The 19,507-nt window shown below is 60.5% G+C and carries 15 protein-coding genes and 1 pseudogene; 15 read left to right on the forward strand and 1 reads right to left on the reverse strand.

Going from position 1 to position 19,507, the window contains the following annotated elements:
- Positions 1-382: 382 nt before the first annotated feature.
- Positions 383-582: pseudogene (locus AWB68_RS35330) on the forward strand (transposase); the annotation flags it as partial.
- Between the two features lie 196 nt (positions 583-778).
- On the opposite strand, the gene AWB68_RS35340 reads toward AWB68_RS35330, so the two are convergent.
- A complete protein-coding gene (locus tag AWB68_RS35340; protein WP_087648903.1) occupies positions 779-1,825 on the reverse strand; it encodes an AraC family transcriptional regulator in 1,047 nt (348 codons plus the stop codon).
- 582 nt (positions 1,826-2,407) lie between these two features.
- Here AWB68_RS35340 and AWB68_RS35345 point away from each other — a divergent pair.
- From AWB68_RS35345 to AWB68_RS35410, 14 genes are all read left to right on the forward strand, one after another.
- The gene (locus AWB68_RS35345; RefSeq protein WP_087648904.1) at positions 2,408-4,807 is read left to right on the forward strand and encodes an arylsulfatase; all 2,400 of its coding nucleotides are present in this window, start codon (positions 2,408-2,410) and stop codon (positions 4,805-4,807) included.
- Complete coding sequence (locus tag AWB68_RS35350) at positions 4,804-6,432, forward strand: GMC family oxidoreductase (protein ID WP_087648905.1); 1,629 nt, start codon at positions 4,804-4,806, stop codon at positions 6,430-6,432. Before AWB68_RS35345 ends, AWB68_RS35350 begins: the two co-directional genes overlap by 4 nt.
- Positions 6,417-6,680, forward strand: a complete 264-nt coding sequence (locus AWB68_RS35355; RefSeq protein WP_087648906.1) for a hypothetical protein — start codon at positions 6,417-6,419, stop codon at positions 6,678-6,680. Before AWB68_RS35350 ends, AWB68_RS35355 begins: the two co-directional genes overlap by 16 nt.
- A 255-nt stretch (positions 6,681-6,935) precedes the next feature.
- Positions 6,936-8,069, forward strand: coding sequence for a CaiB/BaiF CoA transferase family protein (locus tag AWB68_RS35360; RefSeq protein ID WP_087648907.1), 1,134 nt, complete (start codon positions 6,936-6,938; stop codon positions 8,067-8,069).
- A gap of 148 nt (positions 8,070-8,217) precedes the next feature.
- Positions 8,218-9,003 carry an enoyl-CoA hydratase/isomerase family protein gene (locus tag AWB68_RS35365; protein WP_087648908.1) on the forward strand — a complete coding sequence of 262 codons (786 nt, stop codon included), beginning with the start codon at positions 8,218-8,220 and terminating at the stop codon, positions 9,001-9,003.
- Between the two features lie 24 nt (positions 9,004-9,027).
- The gene (locus AWB68_RS35370) at positions 9,028-10,269 is read left to right on the forward strand and encodes a thiolase family protein (protein WP_087648909.1); all 1,242 of its coding nucleotides are present in this window, start codon (positions 9,028-9,030) and stop codon (positions 10,267-10,269) included.
- 19 nt (positions 10,270-10,288) lie between these two features.
- Positions 10,289-11,446 (forward strand): acyl-CoA dehydrogenase family protein, encoded by a 1,158-nt coding sequence (locus tag AWB68_RS35375; protein WP_087648910.1) that lies wholly within the window; start codon positions 10,289-10,291, stop codon positions 11,444-11,446.
- Between the two features lie 66 nt (positions 11,447-11,512).
- Entirely contained in the window at positions 11,513-12,289 is a 777-nt protein-coding gene (locus AWB68_RS35380) for an SDR family NAD(P)-dependent oxidoreductase (protein WP_087648911.1), read from the forward strand.
- Between the two features lie 50 nt (positions 12,290-12,339).
- Positions 12,340-13,893 (forward strand): class I adenylate-forming enzyme family protein, encoded by a 1,554-nt coding sequence (locus AWB68_RS35385; protein ID WP_087648912.1) that lies wholly within the window; start codon positions 12,340-12,342, stop codon positions 13,891-13,893.
- A 108-nt stretch (positions 13,894-14,001) separates the two neighbouring features.
- Positions 14,002-15,465: an aldehyde dehydrogenase family protein gene (locus tag AWB68_RS35390; RefSeq protein WP_087648913.1), complete on the forward strand. Its 1,464-nt coding sequence runs from the start codon at positions 14,002-14,004 to the stop codon at positions 15,463-15,465.
- A gap of 18 nt (positions 15,466-15,483) precedes the next feature.
- On the forward strand, positions 15,484-16,791 hold the full coding sequence (locus tag AWB68_RS35395; RefSeq protein ID WP_087648914.1) for an MFS transporter: 1,308 nt from the start codon (positions 15,484-15,486) through the stop codon (positions 16,789-16,791).
- Between the two features lie 312 nt (positions 16,792-17,103).
- Positions 17,104-18,372 carry an anaerobic sulfatase maturase gene (locus tag AWB68_RS35400; RefSeq protein WP_087648915.1) on the forward strand — a complete coding sequence of 423 codons (1,269 nt, stop codon included), beginning with the start codon at positions 17,104-17,106 and terminating at the stop codon, positions 18,370-18,372.
- A gap of 248 nt (positions 18,373-18,620) precedes the next feature.
- Positions 18,621-18,884 carry a DsbA family oxidoreductase gene (locus AWB68_RS35405; protein WP_087648916.1) on the forward strand — a complete coding sequence of 88 codons (264 nt, stop codon included), beginning with the start codon at positions 18,621-18,623 and terminating at the stop codon, positions 18,882-18,884.
- A 195-nt stretch (positions 18,885-19,079) separates the two neighbouring features.
- On the forward strand, positions 19,080-19,507 hold a 428-nt coding region (locus AWB68_RS35410; RefSeq protein WP_143281996.1), incomplete at its 3' end, for a porin.

Genomic DNA, 19,507 nt, shown 5'->3' on the forward strand with positions numbered 1-19,507 from the left:
CGGAAGTAGCGGTTCGATCAGTGCCCACAGTTCGTCATCGATGATAGGTGCCGGCATTCCTTGATCCGTTGTTCAGGCATCCAAGGTTAACCGTTTCGTGGAAAAGTAAACAGCCCCTCCGGGCTCTTTTTGAACTGGCCTTTAAGGCAGAAAAGCGTCGAAGCACTTGAGAGGGTGGGAGTCTGCACGCGCGCAGGTTTTATTATCCGCGCTACGCGTCGCAAAATAAACATAGGATCAGCTCCAATGCGCGAGCGAACAATCAAGACTGCTCTAAAAAGTTGGGCGGTCGGGCAGCGCAAGAACGCGATGATTCGACGAATTCACACCTTCGGACTTCTGTTCTTGTGATTTCGTGATTCGTTCTTGCGACGAGGCGCGCAAGCCCGAGATCGTCCAAGGTGACCGAGGCTACAGTTCCGAGAAGCACCGCGAGCGCTTGCACAAGCGGGGCATCGTCCCAGAACTGGCCAAAACAGCTCGCCTCACGGCAACGACCTCGGTAAGACGCGTTGGTCAGTGGAACACTCGTTCGCGTGGCTTCACTCGTTTAGACGGCTGAAAATCCACTATGAACGTTGATCAAGCGAACCGTCATCGCAGGTCCGGGCCTCGGGCGCCGATGACCAAACGGGCGCCGTCCGGAGGTGGCGATCCATCAACGCGTCGGCGATCTCGCTTCGCACGAGGCGATCCGCGGCGCGAAGGTTGAGTAAAGCTGCGCCGATTCGCTTGCGGATGTTGATCCGGCGCATCGAGAATGCCTCTTTTCAACCCTTCAACCGGCGGGGGGGCGCGCCTGCCTGCGGTAGTCCGTTGGTGACGCGCCTTCCCACCTCTTGAACGCACGAGTGAAATTGCTCGTGTCGCTAAACCCTAATAGAAACGTGATTTCGGTAATCGACAGCGCGGACTGTTGCACATAGCTGCACGCAAGTTGCCTGCGCGTGCTGTCCATCAGATCGTGAAAGCTGGTGTCGCATTGAGACAGTTTGAATTGCAAGGTAGTCGGGCTCATACACATGGCGCTCGCCACCTTATCTCTTGTGCAATCGCCATTGGGAAGATATTCGATGATCTTCTGCCGGACTGCGCTTACGACGTCACTTTTGTCCAGCCGAGCAATGTAGTTGGTGGCGAGGTTGTCATTCAGCTGTGCCAATTCCGCGCAAGCTCCAGCCAATGGCTGTTGCAGATCGTTCCTCGAGAGCACGAGCAGCGGGGCGGGCTGTGCGAATTTGACCGGAGCGCGAAAAACGGCCTCGTAGGGTTTGCCGCCGTCGCGTGGCATCGAATGAGATAGCTCTACCCGCACGGGATTGAATTCCGGCTTGTAAAGCTGGCGCATGGCGAGCACGACGAAACCCAGAAAGGCGTCCTCGGTTTCAGCGCAAACGGACACGAACATTCTGGTGCGTAACGAAACCTCTTGCCCGGATTCGATGATCTCGATCTCGCAGGCCTGAGATGCCAGCCGAAAAAAGCGCTCCAGTCTTTGACAGAAGGCCATCAGGCTTGAACTCGCGGCTAGGGCATAACCAAGCGCGTGCAGATTCGAAACCTGGATGAATTTTGAGACCGTCAATCCAAAATACGGATTGTGAGTGACGTCCACACAGACCTTGTAAAGCCTGGTCAACGTGTCTACCGGGAGTCGACACAGGGGGTCATTCTTGAGCATCGACGGAGGGATGCCCGCAGCCTGGAATATGCGGGTGCTATCGACGCCATTGTGCTCGAGTGCCTTGGCAATTGCCAGGCCATAGCCACCGATCGTCGTTCGAACCGGGCGGTGGTCTGATTTGCTGTGGTCCGTTGCCTGCATGATCAGGTGGCAAGTCGCAGAGGGTAATCTTCCGTCGACGCCGTCAAGGGCGCTGAGCCATTAGTCGTGACGATTTCGCACTGCATGCATGCCCCGTTGATCGTGATTGTCCTGCCCGATGAATGCCCGTCCGCTTCCCGCGCCCCGACGCGCTCGGATCAAGGTCTATTGCGTCAGCCCGTTTGACAGCGCCGGCTTGCGCGCATCGTATCACTTACGCGCGATTTCCCGCCTCGCCCCGTGTTTACCACACCCTCAGACGTCATTCCAGGCCCCGTCAAGTCGCTCGCCGGGCGTTCTTCCGGCTAGCTCGCCAAGGACGCGGATGAACGGCCGCCGCCGCCGCGGCACCCTGTTTCGGAAGGTATTCGCCCGCTCATAAATCGTCGAGGCATGAGCATCGGGCAATCGCGCGCAAATAGACGATTACACGGGGCGGCCCATGCGCAAGACAACTGGATTGCCTTCAAAGACAGGTGGTGAAAGAGAGCCATTCCTAGAATATCGCAGATTCGTCGATACGCGAAGGCGCCCCCGCCCACGCGACTCGCGTCACGTATCAGTCAATGACAGGAAACAACCATGACCAATGAAACCCGCCCTACGGCATCCGGATTGTGCCCCACGTCCTCGGCGTCTGAGACGTCTGATGCCGGCGAAGAGAGAAGGCCCAATGTCGTTGCCGAAGACGCCTCCCGGAGTTTGCCGTTTCCGAAGGAGCCGACGGCCAGCGTCGCCGCGCGTACCTTGGGCGAGTCTACCCATCAGTGGCGGACCAAGGCGACGCATCTGCGCGCGGATGCTCCGAACGTGCTGATCATCATGCTGGATGATGTCGGCTTTGCACACGCGGATACGGTCGGTGGCGACATTCATACGCCCACGCTCAGTCGCATTGCCGACACGGGGGTGCGCTACAACGCATTTCACACCACGGCCATCTGCTCGGCGACTCGTGCGTCCCTGCTGACAGGGCGCAATCACCATCGCGTCGAATCGGGCACCATCACCGAACTGGCGAGCGATTTCGACGGCTACACCGGAGAAATTCCCAAGACATCGGCGACCATTCCGGAAGTGCTCAAGCATTATGGGTACCGCACCGCTGCATTCGGGAAGTGGCACAACACGCCTGCTCAGGATGTCTCGGCCGCCGGACCGTTCGACCGCTGGCCAACGGGCTGTGGATTCGACTACTTCTATGGTTTCATGGGCGCGGAGTCGTCCCAATACGAGCCGAGCCTGTATCGGAACACCACGCCTATCGAGCGCTCGAACGACCCGAATTACCATTTGAGTGAAGATCTGGCTACCCAGGCCACCGGCTGGTTGCGCCAGCAACATGCGTTGGCGCCGGACAAGCCGTTCCTGATGTATTGGGCGCCTGGCGCGGTCCACGGACCGCATCAGGTATTTGGCGAATGGTCGGACAAGTACAAAGGCAAGTTTGACACCGGCTGGGACGTCTATCGCGAGCGGGCCTTCAGGCGCCAGAAGGCGCTGGGCTGGATTCCGGGCGACAGCAATCTGACGCCGCGTCCCGATACGCTGCCTGCCTGGGAAAGCCTCAGCGCCGACGAAAAGCGCTTTCAGGCGCGCCTGATGGAAGTCTATGCCGGCTTCCTCGAACATGCCGACACTCAGGCGGGCAAGGTCGTGGATGAACTTGAGCGCCTCGGCCTGCGCGATAACACCTTGATCTTTTACGTGCTGTCCGATAACGGCGCGTCGTCCGAGGGCTGGAGCGGAACCATCAACGAAATGCTGACGCTCAACGGCGTTCCAATGCCTTTCGCGCAGCAGATGAAGATACTCGAAGAGGAGTACGGTGGCCTGTCGGCTCTGGGTGGTCCGAAGGTGGCCAATATGTACCACGCGGCCTGGGCATGGGCGGGTGAAAGCCCGTTTCAGGGGACCAAACTGGTGGCAGGATACTTCGGCGGGACTCGGGTGCCCATGGCGGTTTCGTGGCCGAAGGGCATTGAGCCGGACACCGAAGTGCGCGGGCAATTTCACCACGTCAACGATATTGCGCCAACCATCTACGACGTAATCGGGATTACCCCGCCGGCATCGGTCGATGGCTTCGAGCAGGACCCGCTGGATGGCGTGAGTCTCGCTTACACGTTCACCGATGCCAAGGTCGCCACTCAAAAAACACACCAATACTTCGAAGTGTTCGGCAGTCGCGGCATTTATGCGGATGGCTGGATGGCGTCGGTTTTCGGGCCGCGCATTCCCTGGTTGCCGGGCGCCTACGCCGCGTATGCGAACTGGAACCCCGACGAAGACGTTTGGGCCCTGTACAAGCTCGACGAGGACTATTCGCAGTCCATGGATGTTTCAAGCGATAACCCTGCAAAGCTCGCAGAACTCAAGCAGAAGTTCGATAGCGAAGCACGAGCCAATCATGTCTACCCGATCGGCGCCGGTCTGGGGCCTCTGCTCAATCCACGCGCGCGTGTCGGGACGACACGGACGGAGTGGCACTTCAACCGTGATGTCACCCGGCTACCCGAATTTTGCGCACCCAATCTGCGAGCGCGCAATAACAGGGTGACGGTGGACGTGAATGTGCCGGCCAAAGCCAGTGGCGTGCTCTATGCGCTGGGGGCGGTGGCGGGTGGCCTGGTGCTGTATATGAACGACGGCTACCTCCACTATGAGTACAACTTCCTGGGCGTCGCGCGGACCAAGCTGATGTCGCTCGAATGCGTCGAACCTGGCGCGCATCGCTTCGATCTCGAAACCATCGTGAGCAGTCCCGCACCCGGGGCTCCCGCGAGCTTGGTGATGCGTATGGACGGCGTGGAAGCGGCCAGGGCGAGCGTGCCTGCCACCGTGCCTCTCGCCTTCAGCGCCAGTGAAACCTTTAACGTCGGGATCGATCTGGGTTGCCCTGTGAGTCTCGACTACCGTGATCGCGCGCCATTCGAATTCAATGGTGAGATCAACGATGTGCATATCGTCTACTTGTCATGACCGACTACATTGTGATCGGCGGCGGCTCAGCGGGCTGCGTGCTGGCCGCTCGCTTGAGCGAAGACCCTCGTGTAAGCGTCTGCCTGCTTGAAGCAGGCTCGCCGGACAACAGCGCACTGATTCGGTGTCCGTCCGGGCTGGCTGCGTTGATTCCGTACCCCATCTATAACTGGGCCTTCAAGACAGCGCCGAACAAGGGGCTTAACGGCCGCGTCGGATATCAGCCGCGCGGCAAGGCGCTTGGGGGAAGCAGTTCGATCAACGGCATGATGTACATACGCGGGGACAGGACCGACTACGACAGATGGGCCGCGGAGGGTAACGCCGGCTGGAGCTACTCGGATGTCCTGCCGTACTTCAGGAAATCGGAGCACAACGAAATCTGGGGCGACAATCAGTACCACGGCAAGGGTGGCCCACTCAACGTGGCCGATGTCATGGAGCCGAGCGTCTATGCAAGAGGGTTCGTCGAGGCAGGGTTGCAGGCCGGTCATGCGCCGAACCCCGACTTCAACGGCGATCATTTGCTGGGTGTTGGCCTCACCCAGGTGACGCAAAAGAACGGTGAGCGCTGTAGTACTGCAAAGGCATTTTTGACGCCCAATCTCGGACGCCCGAATCTGCAGGTCATCACGGGCGCCCATACCACGCGGATCCTGATGGAAGGCAAGCGTGCCGTTGGGGTCGAATACCGGCGCGGTGGTGAGATCAAGGAGATCCGGGCCGCGCGTGAAGTGTTGTTGTCGGCCGGTGCGTTGCAGTCGCCTCAGATATTGCTCTTGTCCGGTATCGGACCCGCCGCGCATCTTCAGCAGCATGGCATTACCGTTGTTCATGATCTGCCCGGTGTCGGCAAGAATCTCCAGGACCATATCGACATCGTTCACAGCTATGAGGCGGGAGTTCCGGGCGGCTTGTTCGGCCTTTCGCCGACGGGCATCTGGTCGGTCGTCAAGGGAATGATCCACTGGTCGAGGTCAAGAAAGGGGATGCTGACGTCCAATTTCGCCGAGGGAACCGGCTTTGCAAAGACACGGCCTGATGACGCGCTTGCGGATGTGCAACTGGTTTTCATCGTTGCCAAACTCATCGATCACGGTCGCAAGCTATTGCTTGGCAATGGATACTCGATCCATGTCGGCCTGTTGCGTCCAAAGTCCCGGGGCAGTGTTTCGCTGGCGAGCGCCGATGCGCTGGCCGCGCCGATGATCGACACCAACTTCCTGTCCGAACAGGACGACGTGGACAGGCTGGTGCGTGGCTTCAAACTGGCTCGCGACATCATGCGTCAGCCGGCGCTGACGCGCTTTGGCGGCAAGGAATCCAGAAACTCGGCCGGTCTCCAGAGCGACGCGCAAATTGAAGACTTCATTCGCGATCACGCGGACAGCGCCTATCACCCGGCAGGCACCTGTCGCATGGGTCATGGCCCGCTCGATGTGGTGGACGACCGGTTGCGCGTAAAGGGGATAGCAGGACTGCGCGTGGTGGATGCGTCGATCATGCCGAACCTCGTATCCGGCAATACCAATGCGCCGACGATCATGATCGCGGAGAAAGCCGCGGACATGATCAACGCAGAGGCTGGCGTGCTGGATGAGGAAAGGCAATGCTTGTCGTCTTGAAGGCAGCTTGCCTGGCAATCTATGGGTTGGCGCTTGCCGGTCTTGCGTGCTTCTTGCCGAACAAGCTGTCTCACACGATGCAGGTTACCGCTTCGGTATTCCTGGTTATCCATGCAATCGAGCTCGTATTCACGTCCAGGAAAGTGCGGCTGTATCGCGGCTCCCTGGCCGTGAGTGCGCTTTTGACCATCTTGTTCGGCTTGCTGCACTGGCTGCCTTTGACCGATGCGAAAGCATTAAAAAAATAGGGCACCCGAGTTCGGAGCAGATCGCTCGCTTCCAATTGACGAGTATTCGACATGAACTGCGACGAGCGCGATGTTTTCATCGCGCTTCCTGCGCTCATGTCAGCCCGACCATCGACAACGCTGAGAGCGCACGCAAATGCACCGCGCTCGATGAAGCGGTTCGAATCGACAAGCGACAGCTTCCCTTCTATCCATCTCTTCTTGGGCCGAGTCCCCTCGGCTCCCACCACTCATATCTTATCAAGGAGCAGCGCTATGGGCGTTCTGGACGGAATCCGTGTCATCGAGATTGCCGGCATCGGGCCGGGGCCGTTTTGCGGCATGCTGCTGGCCGACATGGGAGCCGAGGTCATCCTTGTCGAGCGCGCGGGCACCGCGGGCGTCGACATGCTCGATCTTGGCAAAAGCGCCATCATCAATCGCGGCAAGCGTTCTCTGGCACTGAACCTCAAGGATCCGCAGGCGGTCGACGCGGTGCTGCGCCTGATCGACGGTGCTGACGCGCTGATTGAAGGCATGCGCCCAGGCGTCCTGGAGCGACTTGGCCTCGGACCGGAGACGTGTCTCTCGCGCAATCCGAGTCTGGTGTATGGACGCATGACGGGGTGGGGGCAGGAAGGGCCATTGGCGCAAGCCGCCGGGCACGACCTCAATTACATCGCGCTTTCCGGTGCACTGTGGTTTGCTGGCGAGCCGGGAAGACCCCCGCTGGCGCCTCCGACGCTCGTCGGCGATCTCGGAGGTGGCGCTTTGTATCTCGCGATGGGCGTTCTGGCCGGCATATTGAACGCGCGTCGCACAGGCATCGGGCAAGTGGTGGATGCCGCGATCGTCGATGGCAGCGCCAACCTGATGAACTTGCTGCTCTCTGCGCACGCCGCGGGCCAGCAGCCCTTGGAGCGGGGTCGCGGCCTGCTCGACGGCCCGCACTGGAGTGGTACTTATGCCTGCGCCGACGGCCATTTCGTCAGCGTCCAGGCGCTCGAGCCGCATTTCAACGCCATGCTGTTCAGAAAGCTTGGCCTTGGCGACGACCAGGCTTTCAAGAATCCGTACGACCCGCGCCGCTGGCGCTCGCTGCGTGATCGGATGGCGTCGCTATTCGCCACGCAGCCACGCGAACACTGGGTCAGCCTGCTCGAAGGAAGCGATGCGTGCTTCGCGCCGGTGCTGACCCCGGCCGAGGCAATGACGCACCCGCATATGGCCGCCCGTGGCATCTATAGCGAGCGGGATGGCGTGTTGCAGGCAGCGCCGGCGCCGCGCTTTTCGGTGACGCCGGCGGACCCGGTCGGCGCCGTTCCGCAGCGCGGCGAGCATGGTGCGGAGATTCTCCGGGCCGCCGGTTTAAGCGAAGCCGAGATCGGGCAATTACTGCCCTCCAACTGACTGCGTCCCCGGGACATATCGGCGGGACCTGTGGCTTCACGCCAATGACCTGTGGTCGAACACGGCTCCCTCTACGATTGGGGTATTCGCAGTCGTGACCCAGTGCGGGTTGCTTGTGGACCAATCAAATCAGATTTGTGGAGATGTCGTGAACGAAGACGTTTTGCTGTATGAGGTCACCGATTCGGTAGCGTGCCTGACGCTGAATCGTCCCAACGCGATGAATTCGCTGAACCTCGCCATGCTCGCCCAACTGGATCGCCGTCTGACAGAGATCGCAGTCGACGATGAAGTTCGAGTGGTGGTGCTCACCGGTAAGGGTGCGGCGTTCTGTGCCGGCGCGGACTTGAAGGAAGTGCTAGCAGGGGGAACAGCTGCTCCTGGCGAAGCCGATTTTCTCGACCGGGCGAACTTCGTGTTCGGTCGGTTGCGCAACTTCGCGAAGCCGGTGATTGCGGCGTTGAACGGCGTCACGATGGCGGGCGGCCTGGAGCTGGCGATGTGCGCGGACCTGGTAGTGGCCGCCGAGAGTGCCACGATCGCCGACGCCCACGCCAACTTCGGTGTCTATCCGGGTGCGGGCGGGGCGGCGGTCCTGCCGCGCCTGGTTCCGCTGAACGTCGCCATGTATCTGCTTCTTACCGGCAAGTCCTTGTCGTCGACCGAGATGAAGGCCCATGGCCTCGTCTGCGAGGTTCATCACGATGCGGGCCTGTCCGATGCCGTGCAGAAGCTCGCCAAACATATCGCCAGGAAGAGTCCGGTTGCATTGCGCCGCATGAAGGAAGTGGCGCGGGCATCCGCCGACAAGACGCGCGACGACGCCTTGCTGCACGAGCAGGTGATGCTGCGTCAGCACATGCGCACCTTCGACTTCCACGAAGGACTGCAAGCCTTCTCCGAAAAACGCGCACCGCAGTTCAAGGGTCGCTGAAAACGCAGGTTACGGGAACAATAAATGAACGACATCTATGTAGTTGGCATCGGCATGACCGCGTTCGGACGCCTGCTTGAAAAGTCGGTGTATGACATGGTCGAAGAGGCCGTCGGGCTGGCTCTGAAGGATGCCGGCTGCGCGACGGCGGATATCGGTTGCGCTTACTACGGCACCATGACCAACGGCCAGTTTCAAGGCCAGACGGCCATCCCCGGACCGATCGCCATGCGTCGTCTGGGTATCGAAGGCGTTCCGGTCGTTACCGTCGAGAACGCTTGCGCCACGGGTTCATCCGCCTTCAATCTGGCGACGCTGGCACTGCGGGCCGGCAGTTGCGACATAGCGTTGGCCGTGGGCGCGGAAAAAATGAATATCCCCGACAAGGCGAAGATGTTCAGCGCGTTCGACGGCGGCTGGGACGTGTCGACGGTCGAGCAAAACATGGCCACGTTGCTGTCGATGGGCCACGGCATCGTACCGCCGCCCGGCACCATGTCCAAGCGCCCCTATAGCGTCTTCATGGACGTCTATGCCGCCATTTGCCGCAACCACATGTTGCGCTATGGCACGACTCAGCGACAGATCGCGGCAGTTGCCGCCAAGAACCACCAGCACTCGGTGCATAACCCGTTGGCGCAGTTCCAGCAGGCCTTCAGCATCGACGAGGTATTGGCGTCGCCGCCGATCGCCTATCCGTTGACGACCTTGATGTGTTCGCCGATCAGCGATGGCGCGGCTGCCGTCGTGCTGTGCAACGCGGCCGGCCTCAAACGCCTGAATGGCGCAGCAGGTCGTGCGGTGCGCGTGCTGGCCAGCGTCGTTCAAACCGGGAGTTCACGCAGCATCGACGAGCCGCAGAAGATCGTCGCCCACCTCGCTGCGAAGAAAGCCTACGACGAGGCCGGCATCGCGCCTGCCGATGTCGACGTGGCGGAAGTACATGACGCCTCGGCCATCGGGGAAATCCTCAATGCCGAGTCGCTGATGCTGGTGCCTTTCGGCGAAGGCGGTCCCGCAGCCGAACGCGGCGAGTTTACGATTGGCGGACGCATGCCCATCAACCCTTCGGGCGGTCTCGAATCCAAGGGACACCCCATCGGGGCAACGGGGCTTGGCCAGATCCACGAACTGGTGACGCAACTGCGTGGCGAGGCCGGCAAGCGCCAGGTCGACAACGCCCGCGTGGCGATCCAGGAAAACGGCGGCGGCCTCTACGGTATCGAAGAAGCCGTCGTTGCGGTCACGATCCTGGCTAGACAGTAAATCACTCAAGAAGGGCAATATGGGACACGTATTCAGAACCGAAGAGCAGCAAGGCGCGATAGACGGGTTGCGGCGTTACCTCGCAGACAAGGCGGACCCGCTTTTCAACAAGGTGTATCGCGACAAATTCGTACCGCGCGAGCAAATGGGCGAGGTCATTCGTGAACTCACTCAGTTTGGACTGGTCTCCGGGGTCGTCAGCGAGGAACATGGCGGCCTGGGGCTGGACTGGCTCACCATGATCATGCTGTTCGAGGAAGTGGCAGCCACCTCGATCGACCTGTCGGTGCCCGTACTGATCAACAGCTTCTGCGCCCAGATGGTCGCCAAGCTGGCCCCGGCGCATTTGCGCAAACGCTATCTCCCGGGGCTGCTCAACGGCGAACTCTTTTGCAGCGCGGCCATCTCGGAGCCGGATGTCGGTTCCAATGTGCTCGAGATCAAGACGCGCGCCCGGCGGGACGGGGATCACTACATCATCAACGGCGAGAAGACCTGGATCAGCAACGGCGCTTACTCGGATATCCTGATCTGCACCTGCCGGACCGGCGATGATCCGCGCCGAGGCCTGACGCACTTCCTGCTCGACCGCAAGGAGCACCCTTACGAGGTGCGGGACATTCACAAGATCGCCTGGAACAGCCAGTCGACCGCGCAGATCTTCCTCACGGACGTGCGCGTGCCCGCCAGCAATATGCTCGGCAACGAGGGCGAGGCACTCAAGAACACGCTGTCGATGTTCGAGCGTTCGCGGGTTTTCGTCGCCGCGCAGGGGCTGGGTATCGCCCGCCGGGCGCTGGAGGAAGCGGTCCGCTATGCCTCGGAGCGCAAACAGCATGGCAAGGTCATAGCAGGCCACCAACTGATCTCGGCCATGCTTGCAGAAATGGCCACCCACGTCGACGCAGCGCGTCTGCTCACGCAACGCGCCGCATCGATGATCGAAGCGGGCGTGCCGGCCGAGATGGAAGCCGCCATGGCGAAGTATTTCGCGTGCGAATCCGCGGTGAAGATCGCGCGCCAGGCCGTGCAGATTCACGGTGGCAACGGAGTAACGAAAGAATTCCTGGTGGAGAAACTCGCTCGCGAAGCCATCGTCGTGCCGATCCCCGAGGGCACGACGCAGATTCAACAACTGATCATCGGTCGCGCGCTGACCGGGGTCAACGCGTTCTGAGCGACGCCGGTTGACGACGTCGTCAAGACTCGACTCGTATCCCTCAATTACCTATTCGGATAGTCAATGCATATTCAAGACAAAGTCATCGTCATCACTGGCGGTGCATCGGGGCTTGGCCTCGCCACAGCGCTTTACCTGGTGCAGGAGAAGGGTGCTTACGTAGCCATTTTCGATTTGAACGTCGAAGCGGGTGAAAAGGCAGTAGCCGATATCGGGGCCGAGCGGGCCATGTTCGTGAAAACCGATGTCAGTAACGAGGAGTCAGTGCAGACGGCGGTCGATGCCGTGGTGGCCCGCTTCGGCGCGATCCACGTCTGCATCAACGGTGCCGCCGTTCCCACCGCTTTCAAGGTGCTGGGCAAGGAAGGGAAGGCCGCGCCGCTCGCCAGGTTCGCGCAAACCACTGCCGTGAATCTCAACGGCGTATTCAACGTCATGTCCAAGTGTGCCGAGCAGATGGCCAACAATGAGGCGGAGGCAGGCGAGGAGCGGGGCGTGGTGATCAACGTGTCGTCCGGCGCGGCCTACGAAGGCCAGATCGGACAGAGCGCCTATGCCGCCACGAAGGCAGGAATCATCGGCATGAACATGCCCGCCGCACGCGAACTGGGTTCGATCGGGGTGCGTGTCAACGCGATCGCCCCAGGCCTGTTCATGACCGCGATGGTCGCGAGTCTCGACGAGAAGGTGCTGAGCGTGCTGAAAGAGCAGATGGAGGCGCCGAAGCGTCTGGGCGACATGCGCGAGTTTGCGCACTGCTGCACCTTCATCATCGAAAACGCCTACGTCAATGGCGAGACCGTACGCCTCGATGCCGCGTCGCGCATGCGGGCGAAGTAAGTCCGGATGGTCCTTGTGTGTTTCAAATCCAGCACCGTTGGAGATAACGAATGAGATTGGCCGACTATTTCGACGCCGCAGCTACGCTTCGTACAGACAACCTCGCCTTTGTCGATGGCGCAACCCGCATCACGTTCGGCGAGGCCCGGACATACGTGCATGCGGTGGCGAACGGGTTGACCCGTGAGCGCCAGGGCGGCTCCGGCCTGCACGTGGCGATCTATGCACCCAACGACTATCGGGTGAGTTTGCTGCACCTGGGTATCAACCTGGCGGACTTCGCCTGGTTGTCGGTGCATATTCGCAATTCGTTCGAGACCAATGCAGAAGTGCTGGAGTACTTCGATACGGATATCGTGTTCTTTCACAGCTATTTCGAAAGCAATATCCCGGTACTAAAGGCAAAGCTGTCGAAAGCCAAACTGTATGTCTGCATCGACGGCGCGTCCGAGCACGGCCAGTCGATGGACGAATGGCTGAAGGATTGCTGGAGCCCTTTCCGCAATGGCCCGGAAGACCCCAACGCGCGTGCCTTCCTTCAACCTACCGGCGGGACCACGGGCCCATCCAAGGGCGCGGTGCACACGCATCGAAGCCTTGAATTCATGGGGTTTGGCCTGACCGCCGGCTTTAGCGTGACTTCCGAGTCCCGCCATTTGTGTGTCGCGCCTTTGACTCACGCTGCGGGGCTCCTGGCGCTTGGGTTCACGATCAAGGGCGGCACGAACATCATCATGCCGGGCTTCGACCCGGAAGCGCTGCTTGCGCTGATCGAAGAAGAAAAGGTCACCCATCTCTATCTGCCACCCACGGCCATTTACGGTTTGCTGGCGCACCCCCGGACCGCGCAGACCGACTTCTCATCGCTGCAGGCGTTGATCGTCGGCGCGGCACCGATCGCACCGGAGAAATTCAAGGAAGCCGTCCGCGTGTTCGGTCCGATCATGTATGAGGCTTTCGGGCAAACCGAGACCCTCATTCCGATTCTGGTCAAGGGCCCGGCCGACTATCTCATGAGTGACGGCAGCTTCGATGAAGAGGTCGTGAGGGCCGCAGGCAAGGCGGTTGACGTTGCGCGCCTCGCCATCATGGATCCCGAAGGGAATCTGCTGCCCCCGGGCGAGCGCGGTGAAATCGTGGTGCGGTCGTCGATGGTGATGCAGGGGTACTACAAGAAACCTGCAGACACCGCCGCGGTTTCAGGCTTTGGCTGGCACCACACGAGCGACGTCGGGATACAGGATTCTCGTGGATACGTGACCATCCTCGATCGTATGAAAGACATGATCGTCACCGGGGGCTTCAACGTGTTTCCGGTCGAAATCGAAAAGGTGATTCAAGGGCACCCGGCTGTTCTCGACTGCATCGTCGTTGGTGTACCCGATGACAAATGGGGTGAGGCGGTCAAAGCGGTTATCCAGCGCAAGGCGGGTCAAGCCGTAAGCGAGGAAGAGATCATGGCCCTGTGCAAGGAGCAGTTGGGCAGCACCAAGACGCCCAAAAGCGTCGAATTCTGGGCCGAGCTTCCCCGCAGTGCCGTTGGCAAGCTGCTCAAGAAGGACGTTCGCGCAAAGTACTGGGGCGATCAGTGGCGCGCGGTCTGAGCAGGGTCGCGTCGATTCACCCGGCAACCGGACCGGCTGAATGCGAAGGCCCCGGATATCGGCGGTCGATCGATGTCGTGGAAAGACAAAGGCGCAAGGAGCCGGGAAATGAAAGACACCATTGAGAATCTGAACGCCATCTTTGCCCGGCAGCGCACTGCTAGCCTGGAGAACCCGTATCCCGATCTGGAACAGCGCAAGCGCGATCTCAAAGCGGTGCGCGTCGCCCTGCGGCGCTATCAGGATCGGCTCGCGACGGCAATGAGCGACGACTTCGGTCGCCGCTCCGAGTTCGAATGCAAGATGCTTGACGTGATGTTTCCAGCGTTGCAGATCGACCATGCGTTATCCCGTTTGAAGCGCTGGATGAAGCCGCAGGGGCGTCGTACCGACCGGATGTTCACCACCAACCGCGCCAAGGTCGTCTACCAGCCCAAAGGCGTGGTAGGCGTCATTGCCGCCTGGAATTTTCCAATCGTCGAAGCCGTGGGTCCGATGATCATGGCATTGGCGGCGGGCAATCGGGTGATCATCAAGATGTCGGAATATTCACCACGCAGCACCGTGGTCCTGCGTGAAATGCTGGCGGAGATCGTTCCGCTCGAGCAGGTAGCGGTTTTCGGCGGTGGAGTTGAGTTGGCGCAGGCGTTCGCCAGTCTGCCTCTGGATCACATCGTCTTCACCGGTTCGCCGGCCATCGGCAAAGAGATCATGCGCGCTGCGTCGGCGAACCTGACGCCGGTAACGTTGGAACTGGGCGGAAAGTCACCCGCCATCGTGAGTGGTTCGGCTTCGATAGCGGCAGCCGCGCGCTCGATCGCGCACGGCAAGGCATTCAACGGCGGTCAGGCTTGTGTGGCACCGGACTACGCGCTCGTCCCTCGCGCGCGCATCGACGAATTCGTTGCGGCCGCCGTGGGCGCATTCCAGCGCATGTATCCGGACCCGGTCAACGATCCGAATTACACCAGTATCGCCTCCGATCGTCATGCGAGCCGCGTCCGTGAATTGCTGGCCGATGCCATTGAAAAGGGAGCCACGGTGACCTCCTGCGGCCCGGGAGATGGCCAGCGCATTGTGACGATGCAGGTCGTGACCGGTGTGACGCCAGAGATGCGCGTCATGCAGGAAGAGATCTTCAATCCGATACTTCCCGTGGTGCCGTGCGATTCACTGGACGAAGCCATTCGATACATCACGGCCAGGCCTCGCCCGCTCGCGCTGTATTACTTCGGTAGCGATGCAGGCGAAGTTCGGCGGCTGACGCGCGACGTCCACTCGGGCGGCATGACGATCAACGATTGGGCGTGGCATGTGTTCCAGGGCGATCTGCCGTTCGGAGGAAGCGGAAACTCGGGCATCGGAAGCTGGCGTGGACCGGAGGGTTTCCGGGCGCTGTCACACGGCAAGTCGGTGCTGACCATGAATCGCTGGTTTCCGGTCCATCTGTTTCGTCCGCCTTACGGCACGCGCATTCAACGGCTGATAGCGAAGATCTTCCTTGGGCATCCGGACCACTCCCTGCCGAGCGACGCTTGTACCCGGTTGACCGATACGGTCCAGCCACACTGAGACAGAGAGAGATCAGACATGAAAACCGTGGGCGTACTTTCAACGGGCGGCATGAGCGGCGCCGGAGCGTATCAAGGCTCGAAAGCCTATCCATGGATCGTATTCGCACTGACGTTCGGGTTGATCCTTTCCGACTACCTCTCTCGCCAGGTCATGGGCGCCGTATTCCCGCTGTTGAAGTCGACCTGGGGGGTGTCGGACTCGCAACTGGGTGCCCTCGTGAGTGTCGTGTCGCTCGTTGTCGGCGTCATGACCATTCCGCTTTCGCTTGTCGCCGATCGTTGGGGGCGCGTCAAGAGCATTACCCTCATGGCCTTCGTCTGGTGTCTGGCGACGATAGCGTGCGGGTTGGCGAGCAATTACACCCAAATGCTCGTGGCTCGCGCGCTGGTCGGGTTCGGCGAGGCTGCCTATGCAGCGGCAGGCGCGGCGCTTCTTGCCCATACCTTCCCGGTCGGCAAGCGCTCTGCCGTCCTGGGTGCGTTTCAATCAGGAGGCGTTTTCGGCTCGGTTTTGGGGGTCATCATCGGTGGCGCTGTCGCGAGTCAGTTGGGATGGCGCTATGCCTTTTTTGCCGTAGGGGCGCCGGGCTTGTTGCTCGCGGTGGCTTATCCGCTCTTTGTACGCGACTACCAGGTCCCGAATCTGCACGAGGGCGCCACTTCCAACGCGCCTGTGAAGGCCGCGCTCCGGCTTTCGCAAATCGTCAAAGAAGTATTCGCCACCCGTTCAGGCAACTTCACGTTCGTCGCCTTTGGTCTGCAAATGGGAATCCCGGCGATCCTGATTGCATGGGTGCCCACGTTCTTCAACCGGTTCTACGGCCTGGATCCGAAGAAGGCGGCTTTGATGGCGGCCGTGGTCGTGCTCTCGGTCGGTATCGGCATGCTCTTCGGGGGCGGGATCGCCGATCGGCTGAGCAGAGGAAGGCCGCGATACCGGGCTATCGTACCTGCTGCGTATGCACTGGTTTCCGGCTTGATGCTTGCTGCCGCCTTTGCGCTGCCACCCGGTCTGGCAGGGTTGGGTTTGTTCATTGGCGGGGCGTTGTTTGCTGCCGCACACGGCGGGTCTGCCGTAGCCATGTTGATCGACGTCACGAATCCGGCGGTTCACGCCACGGTTACAGCGACGGCCGTCCTGGCTGCCAGTTTGCTGGGCATGGCGCCCGGTCCCTATCTGGTTGGCATGCTATCCGACGTCGCGAATCTGAAGACAGCGCTAACCGTTGCACCGTTGATGTCGATCATTGCGGCGGTGATGTTCCTGCTTGCGTCGCGCTACTACGAAGGCGACATCGCCAGGCGAGCGCTCGGCGCCCGATGAGCGACGGGCCGAACGGGTCTGTGCGATTGGAACGGTTTCACAAGGACCACTCTTTTGACTCCAATGACAGGTGGTGGGCTTTCGCATCTCATACCATGGCGTATCGATGTGAAGCAGCCGTCACAGCGCAGCCTTCGATGGCGCGGTGACTGACGCAGACGATCGCACATATCGACGTTCCAGGAGTTCCTGACCGAGTTTCAGAAAGCGCATTCCCCAAGACGGCGAATTCGTGCCTGAGGCGATCGGGAAGCTCCAGGTCGTCCTTCGTCCCTAAGATTAGTTACCGCCCGTCGAACGGCTCGCCAACTCATGAACAGCACGACCTCAGAATCGCTAACCGGCATTCATCTGATGGCGAAGCCGATTGGTCCGCTTTGCAATCTGGACTGCGGATATTGCTTTTACCTTGAAAAGGAAAACGCGTTCCCGCCGCGCCAACGCTTCCGGATGTCCGACGATGTGCTCGAAGCGTACGTGCAACGATACATCGCTGCCCAGCCAGCGGGTGAGGTTGAGTTCACGTGGCAAGGCGGTGAGCCTACGTTGATGGGGCTAATGTTTTTCGAGCGTGCCGTGGCGTTGCAGAGGCAATATTCCCAGGGTAAGCAGATTCGGAACACGTTGCAGACGAACGGAACCTTGCTCGACGACGAGTGGGGCGCGTTTCTCAAGCGCGAACGCTTTCTGGTGGGTGTCAGTCTGGACGGTCCGCGCGCGCTCAACGATGTCGCGCGGCCTGACAAGAAGGGCAAGTCGAGCTATGACGATACGCTGCGTGGTCTGGCGGTGCTATCGCGTCACGGCGTGGACTTCAACGTACTGGTCACGGTGTCGAGTGCCAATGTGGATCATCCTCTGGAGATCTATCACCACCTCAAGGGACTAGGCGCTAATTTCATCCAGTTCAATCCTGTTGTGGAGCGGGCCGCCCAACCCAAGGAAACGGTCATCGGCCTGCACTTCGCAATGCCGCCGACACTGAGCTCGCGTGAAGTAGCAAAGGAAAGTCCGTTATCCCAGTTGGAGCCGGCAGTGACTTCGCACACGGTGAGCGCGCTCGCATACGGAGACTTCCTGACGGCAGTATTCGATGAATGGGTCCGCAACGACGTCGGGACCGTTCACGTCATGAATTTCGAGTGGGCTTTGGCGTCATGGTGTCAACTGGCTCCCGGCGCCTGCATTTTCAGTGTGCGTTGTGGCAACGCCGCGATCGTGGAGCATGACGGTAGCGTCTACTCTTGCGACCATTTCATGTATCCGCAGTATCGCCTGGGCAGTCTGCCGGCGGACGACCTGGCAACCATGATTCAGTCGCCCGCGCAGCGAGCCTTTGGCGCGGCGAAGGAAACAACCCTCCCGTCAGATTGCGTGCGTTGTGAATTTCGCTTTGCCTGCAATGGTGAATGCCCAAAGAATCGATTTATCAAGACCTCTGACGGTGAGTCGGGACTCAACTATCTGTGCGCAGGCTACAAAAGGTATTTTCATCACATTACGCCTGCCATGAACATCATGGCCCGGCTGTTGAGTGAGGGGCGAGCAGCGGCCGAGGTGATGAGTCTGATCGAGCATTGAGTCGGACCGGTGCCGGCTGCCACGTGACACATCTCGCATGGGATGGTGCCCTTTGTCGCTTATCGACAGCGAATGTGCGCCCGCGTTTTATGGCCAAAGGTCCAAACGCTCTTGCATGAGAAACCAAGCGCGATGGTGTTGGCTCGTCGCGCTGCCGTCTATCGCCGGCATGCTGGTCCTGGGCCGTCGCCACAGGCGCCGGATTCCAGCCGGCGGCGCTGATCGACCGTCTGTTCACCGGCTATTTCATGGACGGCGAAGACATCGGCAACCCGGACGTGCTCGAGCGAATTGGCCTCGCGTGCGGTCTTGACGCCGGGGGCCTCGCTGAACATCTGGCGGCGTCGCGGCGCGATGACAACATGCCGATCCCGCGTTTGCCGCAGGCCGAGGAGGTCAGGGGTGTGCCGCATTTTGTGATCGATTCAGCCCTGACGCTGTCTGGTGCGTATTCGCCGGGCGCAATCGTGGACGCCATGTTGCGCTCGACCGGCGATCCGCAGAACAGATAGTGCCACGCCAGAAGGAAGCCGGACGCGACGGTGTGCGTCGCGACCGGCAAGGTGCTCAAGCACCCGTTGCGAAAGCAGTACGGGGACGACTACCTGTCGCCCTGACACGCCGACGCAGCAGCAATTTAGTTTAATTCGATCAACCAGAAAGCCGCCGGGGTCCGTGCGGCGTCCCCCAAAACCAGAGGAGACAAAATGAAATCAAAGTTGAAACTGAGCAGTATTGCGGCGCTGGCGATGTTCGCCACGGCCGCCCATGCCCAATCGTCGGTGACGCTCTACGGCATACTCGACTCTGGACTGCTGTATCAAAGCACTTCGGCGGCATCGTTCCAGCCGCACGCAGCGAACCTGGGCCATGTCTATCAACTCAAGGACGGCGGCATCTATGCCAGCTACTGGGGCCTGAAGGGAAGCGAAGACATTGGCGGCGGCTACAAGATCAACTTCAAGCTGCAGGGCTCGTTCAACACCACGACCGGCAAGTTTGGACTGTCCGACACGCCGGGTACGACCGCGATGTTCAACCAGTACGCGACAGTCGGGGCATCCGGCCCGTTCGGCTCGATCGACGCCGGCCGCCAGATCATCCCGATGATCTACGCGATGGCGGAAACCGATGT

The organism is Caballeronia choica (assembly GCF_001544535.1).
In the GTDB taxonomy this organism is placed as follows: domain Bacteria; phylum Pseudomonadota; class Gammaproteobacteria; order Burkholderiales; family Burkholderiaceae; genus Caballeronia; species Caballeronia choica.